18 protein-coding genes are annotated in these 13,572 nt (G+C 60.8%); 7 read left to right on the top strand and 11 right to left on the bottom strand.

Features of this window, described 5'->3' with window-relative positions; all coding sequences use genetic code 11:
• The first annotated feature begins 15 nt into the window (after positions 1-15).
• Positions 16-381, top strand: coding sequence for a hypothetical protein (locus HY247_07950; GenBank protein ID QQG48654.1), 366 nt, complete (start codon positions 16-18; stop codon positions 379-381).
• Here the strand turns inward: HY247_07950 and HY247_07945 are convergent.
• From HY247_07945 to HY247_07935, 3 genes are read right to left on the bottom strand one after another with little or no spacing between them, the layout of a single operon-like run.
• A complete protein-coding gene (locus HY247_07945) occupies positions 369-1,118 on the bottom strand; it encodes a nucleotidyltransferase family protein (GenBank protein QQG48653.1) in 750 nt (249 codons plus the stop codon). The genes HY247_07950 and HY247_07945 overlap by 13 nt on opposite strands.
• Positions 1,119-1,157: 39 nt before the next feature.
• Positions 1,158-2,132 (bottom strand): trypsin-like peptidase domain-containing protein, encoded by a 975-nt coding sequence (locus HY247_07940; protein QQG48652.1) that lies wholly within the window; start codon positions 2,130-2,132, stop codon positions 1,158-1,160.
• The gene (locus tag HY247_07935; protein QQG48651.1) at positions 2,129-2,512 is read right to left on the bottom strand and encodes a PPOX class F420-dependent oxidoreductase; all 384 of its coding nucleotides are present in this window, start codon (positions 2,510-2,512) and stop codon (positions 2,129-2,131) included. Before HY247_07935 ends, HY247_07940 begins: the two co-directional genes overlap by 4 nt.
• Positions 2,513-2,669: 157 nt before the next feature.
• On the opposite strand from HY247_07935, the gene HY247_07930 reads away from it, so the two are divergent.
• Positions 2,670-2,954: a helix-turn-helix transcriptional regulator gene (locus HY247_07930; GenBank protein QQG48650.1), complete on the top strand. Its 285-nt coding sequence runs from the start codon at positions 2,670-2,672 to the stop codon at positions 2,952-2,954.
• A 4-nt stretch (positions 2,955-2,958) separates the two neighbouring features.
• On the opposite strand, the gene HY247_07925 is transcribed toward HY247_07930, so the two are convergent.
• The 3 genes from HY247_07925 to HY247_07915 are packed head-to-tail and all read right to left on the bottom strand — an operon-like array spanning position 2,959 to position 4,090.
• A complete protein-coding gene (locus HY247_07925; GenBank protein QQG48649.1) occupies positions 2,959-3,396 on the bottom strand; it encodes a hypothetical protein in 438 nt (145 codons plus the stop codon).
• 39 nt (positions 3,397-3,435) lie between these two features.
• The gene (locus tag HY247_07920; protein ID QQG48648.1) at positions 3,436-3,870 is read right to left on the bottom strand and encodes a helix-turn-helix transcriptional regulator; all 435 of its coding nucleotides are present in this window, start codon (positions 3,868-3,870) and stop codon (positions 3,436-3,438) included.
• Positions 3,871-3,922: 52 nt separating this feature from the next.
• On the bottom strand, positions 3,923-4,090 hold the full coding sequence (locus HY247_07915) for a hypothetical protein (GenBank protein QQG48647.1): 168 nt from the start codon (positions 4,088-4,090) through the stop codon (positions 3,923-3,925).
• A 110-nt stretch (positions 4,091-4,200) separates the two neighbouring features.
• Between HY247_07915 and HY247_07910 the strand changes: the two genes are divergently transcribed.
• Together HY247_07910 and HY247_07905 are read left to right on the top strand one after the other, a co-directional pair.
• The gene (locus tag HY247_07910; GenBank protein ID QQG48646.1) at positions 4,201-4,635 is read left to right on the top strand and encodes a CoA-binding protein; all 435 of its coding nucleotides are present in this window, start codon (positions 4,201-4,203) and stop codon (positions 4,633-4,635) included.
• A gap of 58 nt (positions 4,636-4,693) precedes the next feature.
• Positions 4,694-5,533 (top strand): DMT family transporter, encoded by an 840-nt coding sequence (locus HY247_07905; protein ID QQG48645.1) that lies wholly within the window; start codon positions 4,694-4,696, stop codon positions 5,531-5,533.
• Here the strand turns inward: HY247_07905 and HY247_07900 are convergent.
• Together HY247_07900 and HY247_07895 are read right to left on the bottom strand one after the other, a co-directional pair.
• The gene (locus tag HY247_07900; protein QQG48644.1) at positions 5,527-7,344 is read right to left on the bottom strand and encodes an ATP-binding protein; all 1,818 of its coding nucleotides are present in this window, start codon (positions 7,342-7,344) and stop codon (positions 5,527-5,529) included. The genes HY247_07905 and HY247_07900 overlap by 7 nt on opposite strands.
• A gap of 2 nt (positions 7,345-7,346) precedes the next feature.
• Positions 7,347-9,164, bottom strand: a complete 1,818-nt coding sequence (locus HY247_07895; protein QQG48643.1) for a hypothetical protein — start codon at positions 9,162-9,164, stop codon at positions 7,347-7,349.
• Positions 9,165-9,315: 151 nt separating this feature from the next.
• Here HY247_07895 and HY247_07890 point away from each other — a divergent pair, with 151 nt between their 5' ends.
• Positions 9,316-10,080, top strand: a complete 765-nt coding sequence (locus tag HY247_07890; protein QQG48642.1) for a nucleotidyltransferase family protein — start codon at positions 9,316-9,318, stop codon at positions 10,078-10,080.
• Here HY247_07890 and HY247_07885 read toward each other — a convergent pair.
• Genes HY247_07885 through HY247_07875 form a run of 3 tightly spaced genes read right to left on the bottom strand, consistent with a single transcriptional unit; the run spans position 10,077 to position 11,049 of the window.
• Complete coding sequence (locus HY247_07885; protein QQG48641.1) at positions 10,077-10,409, bottom strand: hypothetical protein; 333 nt, start codon at positions 10,407-10,409, stop codon at positions 10,077-10,079. The two genes, HY247_07890 and HY247_07885, sit on opposite strands and share 4 nt — an antisense overlap.
• 2 nt (positions 10,410-10,411) lie before the next feature.
• Positions 10,412-10,699, bottom strand: coding sequence for a hypothetical protein (locus HY247_07880; GenBank protein QQG48640.1), 288 nt, complete (start codon positions 10,697-10,699; stop codon positions 10,412-10,414).
• A gap of 29 nt (positions 10,700-10,728) precedes the next feature.
• On the bottom strand, positions 10,729-11,049 hold the full coding sequence (locus HY247_07875; protein ID QQG48639.1) for a hypothetical protein: 321 nt from the start codon (positions 11,047-11,049) through the stop codon (positions 10,729-10,731).
• A 107-nt stretch (positions 11,050-11,156) separates the two neighbouring features.
• Here HY247_07875 and HY247_07870 point away from each other — a divergent pair, with 107 nt between their 5' ends.
• Together HY247_07870 and HY247_07865 are read left to right on the top strand one after the other, a co-directional pair.
• The gene (locus HY247_07870) at positions 11,157-11,456 is read left to right on the top strand and encodes a 4a-hydroxytetrahydrobiopterin dehydratase (GenBank protein ID QQG48638.1); all 300 of its coding nucleotides are present in this window, start codon (positions 11,157-11,159) and stop codon (positions 11,454-11,456) included.
• Between the two features lie 416 nt (positions 11,457-11,872).
• Complete coding sequence (locus HY247_07865) at positions 11,873-13,519, top strand: TCP-1/cpn60 chaperonin family protein (protein ID QQG49595.1); 1,647 nt, start codon at positions 11,873-11,875, stop codon at positions 13,517-13,519.
• Positions 13,520-13,572: the final 53 nt, after the last annotated feature.

The following is a 13,572-nucleotide window of genomic DNA, read 5'->3' as shown; positions in this document are numbered from 1 at the left end:
TGAGTCATTGAAGGCATGGAAGCGGAGAAGGTCAGAGAAGCAGCCATACTCGAGGCCCACCAGGAGCTCGTCGCCCACATCGAAAGTGGGGCGAACAGGATGCGGACCCTCTCCGCGCTGACCATCGCGGTGTCGATACTCCTCGCCCTTGCCTACAGTTCGCAGCTGCTGGCTCCGATAGAAGGGACCACGGCGGTGTTGGTAGACCTGACCAACCCGGTCCTGCGGGTCACGGAGGTCTTCGTTCTCGTGCTGGCGCTCCTCTGGCTTTACGTGGGGCTTCGCGACTACAGGTTCTCGTCGAGGATGAGGAAGGAGATTGGTGGAGCCCGTGCGAAGGAGAGGGATATCGAGGAAAGGGTCGCTGGTCAGACCAAGTAGCTCAGAGGGTGGCGCCCGAGTTCGGCGTTGAGTTTCTCGAAATTTGATACGGTTCCGACATCGTACCACTCCCGCTTAGTGTAGTAGGCCGCGACCTTGCAGTCCCTTTCGAGCAGTGCGGGCATGAAGTGGGTCATCAGGTCCGTCCTGTCATTCCCTGCAACTTTCCTCGCGATCGTCATCGCCTTGCGGCCCAGTACCATCGAGCCCATCGTCACGCTGAGGTCTAGCTTCGGCTTCTCCCTGACTGCGGAGACGACGCCTCCCTTGCCGACGTCGGCGGTCCCGACGGGGAGGCTGTACCCCCTTGCGAGCACCAGTGTCGCGTCCGCGGCTTTCGTCCTGTGAGTCTTGAGGAGGGCGCCGATGTCGAGGTCAGTGAGGACGTCCCCGTAGTAGACAAGGAGCTCGTCGCATCCGGTTATCGCGCCTCCCTTGAGCGCGTTGGCAAGAGCGTTCAGGCTGCCCTTCTCGCCTTTGCGGTCTTCTGAATAGGTCAGGCGGACCTTGTACTGGGAGCCGCCGCCGAAGTAGTCCCGGATGTCATGCGAGCGATAGCCCGTCAGCAGGGCCACGCGGTCGATTCCGTGGTGCGAGATCAGGCGGATGATGTAGGTCAGGAGGGGGAGCTTCTTCGGGCCTATCGGGATCATCACCTTCTGGAAGTAGTCGGTCAGGGGCCTCAGTCTCTCGCCCCGCCCCCCGCAGAGCACCGCGGCCTGAGTACTGGGGCGCACAGTCCGGGCCGGGCGAGTTGATTACTTAATTCTTGGCGCCTATCGGTAGGCCTGTCGGTCGTCTGGGCGTCTGATCTTCTGGCCCTCGACGGGTCGGACCGTCAGACTTCCTGCCGTCCCTGCCCTGAAGACCTGCAGGTTGATTGCGCCTCCGTCAGGGACCTTGGAAAGGGCGAACAGAAGGTCCTTCGTGTGGTTCACTTCTGAGCCCCCCGCGCCCGTGATTACGTCTCCCGACCTTACCCCCGCCAGGCTCGCCGGCCCGCCCGGCGTGACGTCAGCGACGAGGAAGCCTGTGTCGTCCCTGATGCCGTACCTCCTCGCAATCGGTGGGGTGAGGTCGACCCCGGAGATGCCGATCCACCTCCTCGTTACGCGCCCTTTCTCCATTATCTCCTGCGCCACCTTCTTCACCGTGTTGATCGGAATGGCGAAGCCCATGCCCTGCGCGAAGGGGATCATCATCGTGGTCATCCCGATGACCCTGCCGTCCAAGTCCGCAAGAGGCCCTCCGCTGTTCCCCGGGTTGACGGCCGCGTCGGTCTGGAGGAGCCCTTCGAAGATGAAGTCCGAGCCTGGCAACGGGCGGCCCTTTGCGCTTAGGACGCCCAGGGAGACGGTGGGCCCACCCGGGAGAGCGAGCGCGTTTCCGATCGCGAGGACGAACTGCCCAACTTTGAGGGACTCGGAGTCGGCCAGCTCGGCAGCGGGCAGGTCCTCACTCTCCAGCCTGATCACTGCGACGTCTGTGGCCTCGTCGGACCCGACCACCTGGCCGACGAAGGAGCGCCCGTCCTTGAGCCCGACGTGGACCTGGCTCGCGCCCGCTATGACATGGTTGTTCGTGACGATGAGGCCCTTTCCGTCGATGACTATGCCCGAGCCCTGCCCCTCAGTGGGAACGACGCCGTAGAATCTCCGCTCGAGGTGAACGCCGCTCACGACCACTATGCTCTCTCCCACCTTCTCCACTGCCTTCGTAACGCGGTCCTCGAATCCTTCGGGGGTCGTCATCTTCGATAGACTCCCCAACTCCTGACTGCTTTTGGACTTATCTTCACCATCGTCCGGCCTCCTTCGGCGACGTAGGCCTGGGCCACGCCCCGCACCTCGACGCCCTTTACCCTCCAGGGCTTGACCGATGTGACTTCGTCGACGACGAAGGCGACGGCCGGGTTCGACGCCAAGTTCCTGTACTTCAGGGTCGACGCAAGGTCCCATCCCCCGAAGTGGATCGACTCCCCGTCGAAGGTGTAGGTCACCGGGACGACGTGCGGCTGCCCGGAGCTTGAGGCGGTCGCGAGCCTGCCGATGAAATTCTCTGCAAGGAAATCGGCCTCCTCTTCGGAGAACTGCGAAGGCCGAGGAGAGGCGTTCTCCCTTCTGGAATACATGTCAATCCGCCTGCGAGGCATCTTTATAATACTGGTAGTAATACCCTACTAAGTAGGTGAACCAGACCTGAGCAAGTCAGTCCAGATTGACCAGCAGACACTTGACTCTTGCAAGGTGGTCCACGCAACGTGGAACGAGATCACGAGGACATGGACCTTGCCGACGGTTCACGCACTGGGGCTCGGGGAGCCTGCAAGGTTCAACGAGCTGAAGAGAAGGATACAGGGGATCAGCGCCACTTCGCTCGCGGAGAGGCTCTCTCAGCTGGAGAAGTTCGGAGTAGTCCAGCGGAAGGTCCACCCGGAGACCCCGCCCAAAGTCGAGTACTCACTCACTGTCAAGGGGCACGAAGTCTACAACATCCTCTGCGACCTTGCGACTTGGTCGGAGAGGTGGGCAGGCAAGGAGCCCAACAGCAGAGAGTTCGTGGTCCCGAAGTAGGTTCCTATTTCGCTTCGGTCTCTTCAGGCTCGTCATTAGACTTCGATGCCCTGTATAGCACGGCCCCGATAGTGACTGCCAGGAGGAGAGGCAGAAGCACAAGAGCGTCAGTGAGAGGCGACTGCTTGGGGATGTTGTCGACCCTCGAGGCCAGCGCAGGGACTGCACCGGAAACAGGCCCGAAGGTGCCGCCCGGGTTCGCTTGGGAGGCTGTCGTTGTAGTCGTGGTCCCGCTGGAAACTGGGACGCTCCCAGAGGTGCCGTTGGAGTAGGTGGTGGAGGTCTCCGAGGTGGTGGTGTAGGACTGGCTCCCCTTGTCCGCCACCTGCTGATTGAGGGCGCTGAATGCGGGCGCCGTGGGTCCAAAGGAGGCGGAATAGACGACCAGGGCACCCAGTAAGAGCCCCCCGACAAGTCCTGCCCCGAACCTCTTTCCTTCCATGGCATTCATCTCTAGGGCGCGCGTAGATAGTTCTAGCTTTCAGAACGGCTTCCTGCGCCAGACTCTCCAGGCTTCGTACCAGAAGACGCCGGCGCCTCCTACTGTGCCTACCAGGGCATAGAGGTCAAGAGAGGCCTTGTTGAGGATGAAGTAGGCCACGGCGATGGTGGTAAAGAAGGCGGCGTAGAACCCGAGCCTGGGAAGGGTCAGCCCTGCGATGCTTACGAAGGAGTGGAGGATGCCCGAGTCCACCTTCCGGGCGAGGACGTACCTGTCGTACTGGTCCTTCTCGACTACCCCCAGCTCTAGGAGCTTGCTGAGGTGGTGGAAGGCGACGGACGGGCTGGAGAAGCCGAGCTCCTTCTGGATCTCGCGGACCCCGACCGCCTTTCCGTACCTTAGGAGGTATAGGTAGACCTTGAGGGTCTTGCCCCTAAGGCCGAAGTCGACCCTCTCCCTGTCCTCCCGGGCCAAGGCTGCTCTTGTGAGGAAGTGTCGAGATAAGGGCTTTGCCGGATGAGGAGTGCTAGGCTTGGGCGGGTTGGGATCTGGCGCCTTCCTTCTTGAGCCGCTTCCAGTAGTAGTAGACGATCGAGGGTCCAGACAGGAGGAAGACTGCTACTACCACTAGCATCGTCCAGGAGAGGACGTCGGCAGTCGCGGGCGGGACGTTGGTGGCAAGATGCGGGAACATCTCGCTGTGCTCGCCGGGGCGGAGGTTATAGAGCGTTTCGCCACGGATGGCCCGGGCTCTTCCGAAGGTACTTGCAAGCGATAATAACGTGGGTCTCCCGCTCCTGAACAGTGAAGTCCACGGTGGACCCTCAGGAGATAATCGGAAAGCCCCGCGTCGTCGCCGTGGTCGGAGCCTCCAAGAACCCGGAGAAGGACGCCTACACCGTTCCGGAATACCTTCTGGCCCACGGTTTCACGGTCATTCCCATCAATCCGACCGCGGACGCCATCCACGGGGTCAGGGTGTACCCTTCGCTCAAGGACATCCCCGAAGAAGTCGCGCGAACCGTAGAAGTTGTGGACGTCTTCAGGCCGTCAGAGGAGTTCCCCGAGGTTGCGAGGCAGGTCGTCGCGATGAAAGCCAGGGCCGGTAAGCCCCTCGTATTCTGGGGCCAGCTCGGGCTCGAGAACGAAGAAGCAAAGGGAATCCTCTCAGTAGCCGGGATAGACTATGTGATGGACAGTTGCATGAGGACCGAGCACCAGCGCAAAGGAGCGCGATAGGACTGCCGCCGTGTGAGGTCTGGAACCTTGCGCCCTGAATAGAGAAGGCCCGAGTCGCTTGTTCAGCCCTGTCTACGCGCTTGTGGCTGCGGTCATCTGGGCCTTCAGCCCGATCTATTATCGGACCTTCCTCGAGAAGTTCGGCTTCCTTAACCTGAACCTCGTCCGAACCTCGACCGCAGCCGCCGTTCTGTTCGTACCCGCACTTCTGGTCGGGTTCGGACCGGGCCTTCTCCCGGCTCTCCTCGGGGGGGTAATCACTCTGGGCTGCGGGGACAGCCTCTTCCTGCTCTCGATTCGGGAGACGGGGGCCTCGGTCGCGGCTCCCGTCGTCTACACGTACGTCCTCCTGGTCCAGCTCACCGCAGGCCTCGTCGGGGAGGCAGTCCCTGGTTCCAACTTCTTGGCAGCGGGCATGGTGATAGTGGGCGTCTTTTTCCTCTCGAGGGGAGGGGAGGGCAAGCCGAGGGCCAAGGGCATCGCCTTCGCCCTGGGGGCAGCGCTCGCATGGACGGCCGGACAGGACCTGGTGCGCGTTGCGACCACATCGGGCGGGGACCCGGTCGTGGTGGCTTTCAGCAGGAACGCGGCAGCCGCTGCCGCGCTGGCTCTCGCAGTGATTGCGACTGGGAGGGCCCGCAAGTGGCCGAGGGGCCTTGTTCCCCGTGAAATTGGCTTGATGGGCCTGATAATCATCAGCGACCTGGTGGTGGGCTCGTTGATCTTCGTCTACTCGATCGCGGCACTTGGAGTAGCCCTGACCGTGATCCTGACAAGCCTCTCTCCTGCGCTGACCCAGGCCCTCTCCAAGGTGATGGGGAAGGAGTCGCCCTCCCCGAGAGACTTTGCCGGCGGAGCCCTCATCGTCGCGGCCTTAGTCCTGGCTGTCGTCTACTGAGGTTCCTTCTTTTCGCCGAGGTACTCGTCGAGCACGTCTTCGTTGTTCTGGGCGTGGAAGAAGACGGGGATGTTCTGGGTGGCCGTCGCTTTGAAACTGGTAAGGAGCCAGTCCCCGTTCTGGAAGGCAAGCGTCCTGTCCATGAAGGCGTCGTCGATGGCGAAGGTGTCGGAGATCAGCTGCCTGTCGTAGGGCCTGGGCATCGTCGAAACGAAGTAGCTGTGCAGCTGCTGGAGGGCGTTGGTGTTGAGGTGGGCGACCCTTTGAGTGCTGATCCAGCAGTTCAGGTGGTACTTCCTCCCGTGCCTCAATAGCCTCTCCAAGGCCCTGCTGGACTGGTCTGTCCCGTCCTCCTTCCGCGCGTTCTGAGGGATGAACTCCTGGGCCTCGTCCACGATGAAGAGGACCCTCGGGGACAGGGTGAAGCTCCTCTTCCTCCTCCTGAAGACCTGGGTGATGACGTTCGCAGTCTCGAGGCGCGCGTCCTCCGCTTCGGGGAGGTTGATGACGAAGACCCTGGGTGAACCCTTCTCCACCGAGAGGACATCGTCCACTAGTTTGTTCCAGGTGTAGCCCTCCGGCTCCTCTTCCGCCTCCGGCATAGCGTCCACGACGGTCCCGAGGCTGTCGAAGGTCTTCTTGAGCGACGAGCGGTTGTCGAGGTCCGCGAGGAGCGGCTGGATCTTGGCGATCAGGTCCCTCGTCCTGGAGTCGAACCTCGTCTCGACTTCGAGTTCGTTCTTCCTCAGGAACTGCTTGATGGTCTCGACGACCTGAGGTACGAGAATCTTCTGCTGTACCGTCCCGTATTTATCGTTGAGAGTATTCGAGAGCACTTCGATGAGGCCTTCGTAGGTGCTGAACCTGGCGACTTCCTCTTCACCGGCGAGGCTGCTCTGGACGAACTCGACCTTGCCGTCGCGGAAGAGCTCTGAGATCTTCTTGACGAGAACGGCCTCCTTCCCGGTGAAGGACTCCGGGCTCGCGTGCCTCTTGAGGTACTCGAGGGGTAGGTCCTTCGTCCCCTTGAAGGGGTCGGTGAAGATCACCTTGCTTGGGACTTCGTTCAGGACGTCGAGGATGTGGACTCCGTACTCTGCGGAGACGTCGAAGATCACCACCTTGAGGTCGGGCATGACGCGGAGGGCCTTCCTGACCACCATCGCGGTCAGGTTGCTCTTCCCGGAGCCCGTGAAGGCGAAGACGCCGACCATGTAGTGGACGAGGCTCTCGAGGTTGACCGAGAACGGGATCGTGTCCTCCGCGAACCCGAGGAGCTCGCCGAAGACATAGTCGCCGTCTCCCTTCGGGGGCATGTAGCAGACGAGCTTCTGGATCGCTTCCTTGCTGAGGAGCTTGACGGGACTTCCGGTTAGGGGAGCCTGGGCGCGCCTTTCGTAGTTCGCCTCCTTCCCGTCGACCTTCATGACGTATCCTATGGGCGCGGCCACGACCTCGATCCAGGTGCTCTTGGAGCCCTTCTCCCACTCTTTCTGGATCAGGTCCATGAACTCCCTCCTGATAGCCGCGGGCTGCGACCTGTCGAGGGTGAGCATCGAGTAGTGCATGGGGTAGACGTCAGCTATCTCGTAGAGCGAATAGGCGCCGTTGCCCCCAAGCGCCTGGACGTTGGGAATCGCGACGAGTTGGCCAGTGGCGAGCGCCTTGATGACCCGCGGGGAATAGGCGCACTCGACCAGTGCTGTTCTGAATGTCACTGTGGAACTCCCCTCCACGGTCTGGCGCGTCGTCGTGACTATCTGCCTGAGGCTCGCCTTGAACTCCCCGCCGATGTCGTCGAATGGCTCCATGCCTACACCTTCCTCTGGCCCTCGACCATGCTCCGGTAGTCCCGGAACCTCCGCGAAAAGAGCACCTGCTGGTCGAGGTCCGACTTCGCCAGCTCCACCTCCACTGCCCCAAGGTAGGCCTTCTTGGCCTCGGCGAGGACTGTCTTCGCCTTCTTGTCGGCGAGAAAGAGAGGGTAGTTGTGCCCTAGGGCTTCGGGTATGACCTCCCGGCCCATCTCGAACAGGATTGACATCGCCATGTTGGTCATCTCAGAGCCCCGGTTGAAGTGAAGGATGGGCCGGATCTCTTCATCGACCGGGCCGTCCCTGTTCACGATCAGCACCTCGTCCCAGTGGTCGAATTCAGCGAAGGCTGGCCGGTCGAACGCGAAGACGTGGCTTCTCACTTCTGGAGATTTCTCGCTCGCCCAGAGCTGGATGTAGGACTTTACGAATAGGCGTTCGGGATAGATCAAGTTCCTGTACGCGCCGTTGACCCGCGCTGCGCCGGGTGGGACGGGGCCATCAGGGACGGGGGCCATCGTCCTGAAGGCGGCGTCGATCTCGACGGTGTGCCAGGGCGTCGGGACCTCCTCGGCGTTGACCACGCTGTTCGTCTGGAGCAGCATCTTGTCGCTGTTGAAGTTGGGGAACTTGCGCTTGGTCTTGTAGAGTCCCGCCGCCTCCAAGATCGGGACGCCGGCCTTGATTAGCTCGAAGGCGTTGGAGTCCTTGACGAGCCCGATGGGCAGGATCTTGCGCGCCCAGGCGAGCCTCGCGACTGCGCTGCAGAGGACCAGGACCATGTAGTCTAGGTCGTCTGCGGTCACCCAGACCTCGCTTCTGCCTCCCTTGAACCTCAGAGGGTGGCCTCCCTCAGGCCTGAAGACGTGTTCGCATACTGTGAGGGTCGCCTCTAGCACTCTTTCCCAGTGGTCCTTGACGCCAGGCTCAAGCAGGAACCTGCCGGACGTCTCGTGGGCGACTCCGTACACTTCTTCGTATCTTCGGAGGTCCTCTTCCAGGCCCTTGGCGCGCCCGGGCTTCGCCCCGAGGCGGCTGACCAGCTCTTCGGCGCTCATCTCTTCCCCTCCCATCAACACCTGGACTGCGGCGAGTTTCAGCAGGTGACTCCGCGGGGAAGGTGCTTGGAGGCTTTTTTCGGGAAGAAGCAGTCGGACAAGCTCGAGGTCGAAGTTGGTCACAGTTCCCCACTTCGTCTTGACTCCCTCCAAGATGCACAGTCGACTAGAGACCAGGTCCTTGGTGCTCCAGACAAGGTGCGCGAGGTCGCCTGCCAGGCTTCTGTCGAGGAGCACGACCCGAGCCCCTACGGCGGCGGTCATGGCACGATAGGCGAGGTAGTACTCGGCCAGGTGCATTATCGAGCCGGGGAGGCGCCTGGGGTCAACTTCGACCCCCGACTCCCTCCTCTGGCCGAAGACTTGGGCGGCGTCTTCCTCTGACAGCGGGATCGCGGCCGACACGGAGAGGCTCTCGTCCTCTGGGATTGGCTCGCCGGCCAAGACCCCTTCTGGAGCGAACTTCAGCTCGCCGGTGTAGGCGAACGCGCCGACGTAGAAGACAATCAGGTCAAGGTGCTGGTCGACGTCCTCGGTCCCGTCAACTGCCATGTATCTGACAGAGTCGGACCCGAAGAATCTCTGCGCCGTGGTCCTCGCCGCCGAGGGGTCGACCCCGAACCTGAGGATCCCCTGTATCTCTGGCCCGCACTCCTTGAGGGCGGCGATCTTTGCCTTGAAGGACTCGAGGAGGAACCGCGTCGAAGCCTGCACATCTGCCACTGTCCTGGATTCGTAGCCTCCTTCGGGTCCGGACAACGGGACGCCGCTCACCCTTGTGCGACTTTAAACCTTGAAGCGCGCCGCAGGGTTCTGGCCACTTCTGGGTGAAAGTGAAAGTGCGGAACCTGCGTCCGCCTCCTTCCTAAGACGAGCAAGTTAAAATCGGAAGAGTCCCGCGAAGTCAGCCTTGGAGACAGTGGTGGCGCCCCCGGCGGACGGACTCGAGGCGGCCACCCAGATCATAGACGCCGCCGAGGCTCGAGGTGTCCGCCTCAGGCTCCTGGGCGGGCTCGCCTTCAAGAGGCTCTGCCCCAGCGCCAGCAAGGGAAGGTACTTCAGGGAGAACAAGGACATCGACCTGATGGGAAAGAGGCAGGACTCCAGGGGGATCGTGAAAACCATGGAAACGCTTGGTTACAAGCCCAGGGAGGTCTTCAACAAGCTCAACATGGGCCAGAGGCTCATCTACTACGACCTCCACAACAGGCGGAGGGTCGACCTCTTCCTTGACGAGTTCGTGATGTGTCATAAGTTCAACTTCAAGGAGAGCATATTGGCCGGGACTTACACTCTACCAATCACACAACTGATCATGACCAAGCTGCAGGTCGTCGAGAAGACCGACAAGGAGTACCTGGACCTGTGTTGCGCGTTCAATGACTTCGACGTCGCATCGGGCGGGAGCGGGATCAGGGGGGACGAGATCGCAGACCTGTGCTCGAGGGACTGGGGTATCTACACAACGTTCAGGAAGAGCCTACTGGAGCTCCGTTCGCGGCTGGATTCACTGGCCCCGGACGACAAGGGGGTCATCGGGCCGAGGGTAGAGCGCCTGATTTCGATGGTCGAGGATAGGCCAAAGTCGCTCGCGTGGAGGATGAGGGCCACCATCGGCGAGAAGGCGAAGTGGTACGACCTGCCGGAAAGTGACGGGGACGCGATGCTCTCCTAGGCTTTCGAGACCTTCATCACTGCGCCGCCTTCCTTGCCTATCGCGTAGTAGACCTTCGCCAGCGAGACCCTGAAGGAGGCCCCGACGCCCGCGACCTTGGCCACGACCTGCTCGTTGACGTCGTCCTGAAGCAGGACCGAAACTTTGGAACCCTTGCGCACGGCCAGCTTCTTGGCCATCTCGCTGGTCAGGAAGATGCCCTCGTCCTGGTCGTCGAAGTGGAGGTCAAGCCTCTTCCCCTTGTAAGTGGCCGTGCTGGAGAACCCAGCGCGGGTGAAGCGCGAAACGTCTACTACGAAGAGGAGCTCGCCCTTGGAGGCTCCCGACAATTCTACTCTGATCCCTCTCCGTCTTCTTCCAGCTCGACCGGCATCTCCTCTTCGACTATTGTCTCCCCGTGCTCCCCCACTAGGTCTCCGATGGGGTACCAGTGCTTACGCCCGTCAAGACCCTTCATGTCTATCTCGCAGAATCCCGCAAGGGTCTGCCCTGTCATCTCGCCGAACTTGTTCCCGTCCTTGATCTTGATGGCCTGGATGGAGAGTGACTCGTCGCCGAAGATGGCTTCGCGCTGAGCGTTCACGACCACCTTGAGCCCCTTCGATGGTTTCAGTTCCATCGGGCTGTAATTGCGGCTGATTCAGATACTTAAAGCCTCAAGGACTGCATCTCGCGAAGGACTCGTCTGGTCTCCTCCGCCAGGTTCCCGAGGGTGGTCGGTTCGCGTTTCTTCATCACGTACGAGGAGGCCAGGAGGGGGACTCCAATGATCCCTGTAATCGGATCGGGCGTCGCGATAAGTGCTATGCCTGCCTTCTTCATCCCACTCGCCAGCGAGCCTGGCTTGGTGAGCTTTCGCATATGGTGCTGGGCCGTCGCGTCGCTCGTGTTCTTTCCCACCTCGGCGCGCGCCTCAATAAGCCGGGTGACGGAGCCGGTGGAGGCGGTCAAGAGCTTCCTTCCTTGCAACCCTTGCAAGTTCGGTTGTGACTGGCGCTGGGACGCGTTAACGAAGCGAGTCAAAAGAGCTAGTTGGTTCACTAAACTAAATAGCAACTTGAGGAGAAACGGGCTCATTGCCTAGGATTCTGACCACAGACGAAGTCCAGAAGGGGTTGAGTTCTCTCGACGGGTGGCGGCTCGAGGGGGACTTCATCGTAAGGCGATTCTCATTCAAGAAGTTCATGGACGGAATCTCCTTCATCAGCCAAGTCTCGAAAGTCGCAGAGCGACTGGACCACCATCCGGACATTTCGGTGAGGTACACGAACGTGACGCTTTCGCTTCAGACCCACTCGGAGGGAGGGGTCACATCACGGGACCTCAAATTGGCGGCCGAGATAGACAAGGAAAGGCCTGGCGGACTCCTCGAGTGAGGGCTCGAACTGCTGAAAGCCTCGCTCGTTGAATGGGAGGAAGGCGCGAATTGAGTCGGTTGTTCGTCAAACTAATGTCTGGCCTTGGAGCGGTCATCTTCTCCAATCTCACATGGATAGCCTATGCCCTGTCTACCTGTGCCCCGTTCCCTCTCATCCCTCCTCATCCTACTTTTCCAGTATCATCCTGTCTCCCCGTAGAAGGACTCGGGGTAGTGGCACTCGTTCTTGGTCTATGCGCTGTCTTCTCCTTCGCAATCTTCGTCAGTTCATTCAGAAGGCCTATCCCCCCAAAGGAAGCGGTAAGTTGAATCCTGCGCAGAGGAAGCAGAGTCCTTTTTCCCACTGGAAAATTTATATACACAACTTCGGGTTGTATACCCACTGAGATAATGTCCGCAACAGCCATTCCAGCCATGACCTCGTCCGGCCAGCCGGTCCTCATCCTAAAGGAAGGTTCCAGCCAGAACAGGGGCAGGGAAGCGCAGAAGAACAACATCGCAGCGGCAAAGCTAATCGCCGAGATCGTGAAGACATCCATAGGCCCGCGAGGAATGGACAAGATGCTGGTCGACTCGCTGGGAGACGTTACGATAACAAACGACGGCGCAACGATGCTGAAGGAAATCGACGTCCAGCACCCCGCAGCCAAGATGTTGGTGGAAGTTTCGAAGACGACCGACAACGAGGTCGGTGACGGCACTACCTCCGCGGTCGTCCTCGCGGGAGCCCTTTTGGAGAAGGCCGAGGAGCTTCTCGACAAGGACGTCCACCCCACAGTGATAGTAGACGGTTACTCGAAGGCCTCGAAGAAGGCGATGGAGGCGCTGGAGGAAATTGCTGAGAAGATTTCGCCCAACAGCAGGGAGTGGCTCGTCAAGGTCGCCAGGACCAGCATGCAGACGAAGCTCGTTTCAAGAGAGGCGGAGGAGCTCGGAGGGCTCGTGGTCGACGCAGTACTGGCGGTCGCCGAGAAAGCCGAAAAGGGATACAAGGTCGACATCGACAACGTCAAGGTAGAGAAGAAGCCCGGAGGCTCGCTGAAGGACACCAAGCTGATCCAGGGGATAGTCCTCGACAAAGAGGTTGTACACAGCGGCATGCCCAAGCGGGTCGAGAAGGCGAAGATCGCGCTCGTCAGCGCCCCATTCGAGATCGAGAAGACAGAGTTCGACGCGAAGCTGAACATCAACGACCCGTCGATGATGAAGAAGTTCCTAGACGAGGAGACCAAGATGCTGAAAGACATGGCGGACAAGGTGTCCGAGGTCGGCGGCACGGTCGTGGTGTGCCAGAAGGGGATCGACGACATCGCGCAGCACTACCTCGCAAAGGCAGGAATTCTCGCAGTCAGGCGCGCGAAGGAGAGCGACATGACGAAGCTCGCGAAGGCCACCGGCGCACGGATAGTCAACAACTTCGAGGACCTCTCAGAGAGCGACCTCGGGTACGCGGCGCTCGTCGAGGAGAGGAAGATCGAGGAGGACAGATGGGTCTTTGTCGAGGGCTGCAAGAACCCGAAGGCAGTCACGATTCTGATCAGGGGAGGGACGCAGCGGATAGTAGACGAGGGCGAGAGGTCGCTCCACGACGCGCTGATGGTCACAAAGGACGTCATCGAGCGGCCAGCGGTGGTCGCGGGCGGCGGCGCAGCAGAAGCCGAAGCCGCCTACCAGGTCCTGAAGTGGGCCGAGAAGCTTTCAGGCAGGGAGCAGCTCGCCGCGCAGAAGTTCGCAGAGGCCCTGGAGTCAATCCCAATCGCGCTTGCCCTCAACGCTGGCATGGACCCCATCGACGCTCAGGTCGACTTCCGGGCGAAGCACGCGACCGAGAACGGAAAGTGGTTCGGGATAGAGGCGATCGACGGGAAGGTCAAGGACATGTACCAGCGCCAGATTTTCGAGCCCCTGGCCGTCAAGATCCAGGTCATCAGGTCGGCCACTGAGGCCGCATCGATGATACTTCGCATCGACGACGTCATCGCAGCAGGGAAGTCCAAGGCACCGTCCGGTCCGCCGGGAGGCGGAGGGATGGGCGGTGACGGCGGCGGCGATTTCGACTAGTCAGTCGAGCGGTCTGAAAGAGAATCGGATAAATTATCCCGACCCCACGCTAG

The sequence above is a fragment of the archaeon genome (genome assembly GCA_016432545.1).
In the GTDB taxonomy this organism is placed as follows: Archaea; Thermoproteota; Nitrososphaeria; order Nitrososphaerales; family Gagatemarchaeaceae; genus UBA183.
Note: the sequence above shows the minus strand (reverse complement) of the source record. Positions and strands in the feature narration are given on the sequence as shown.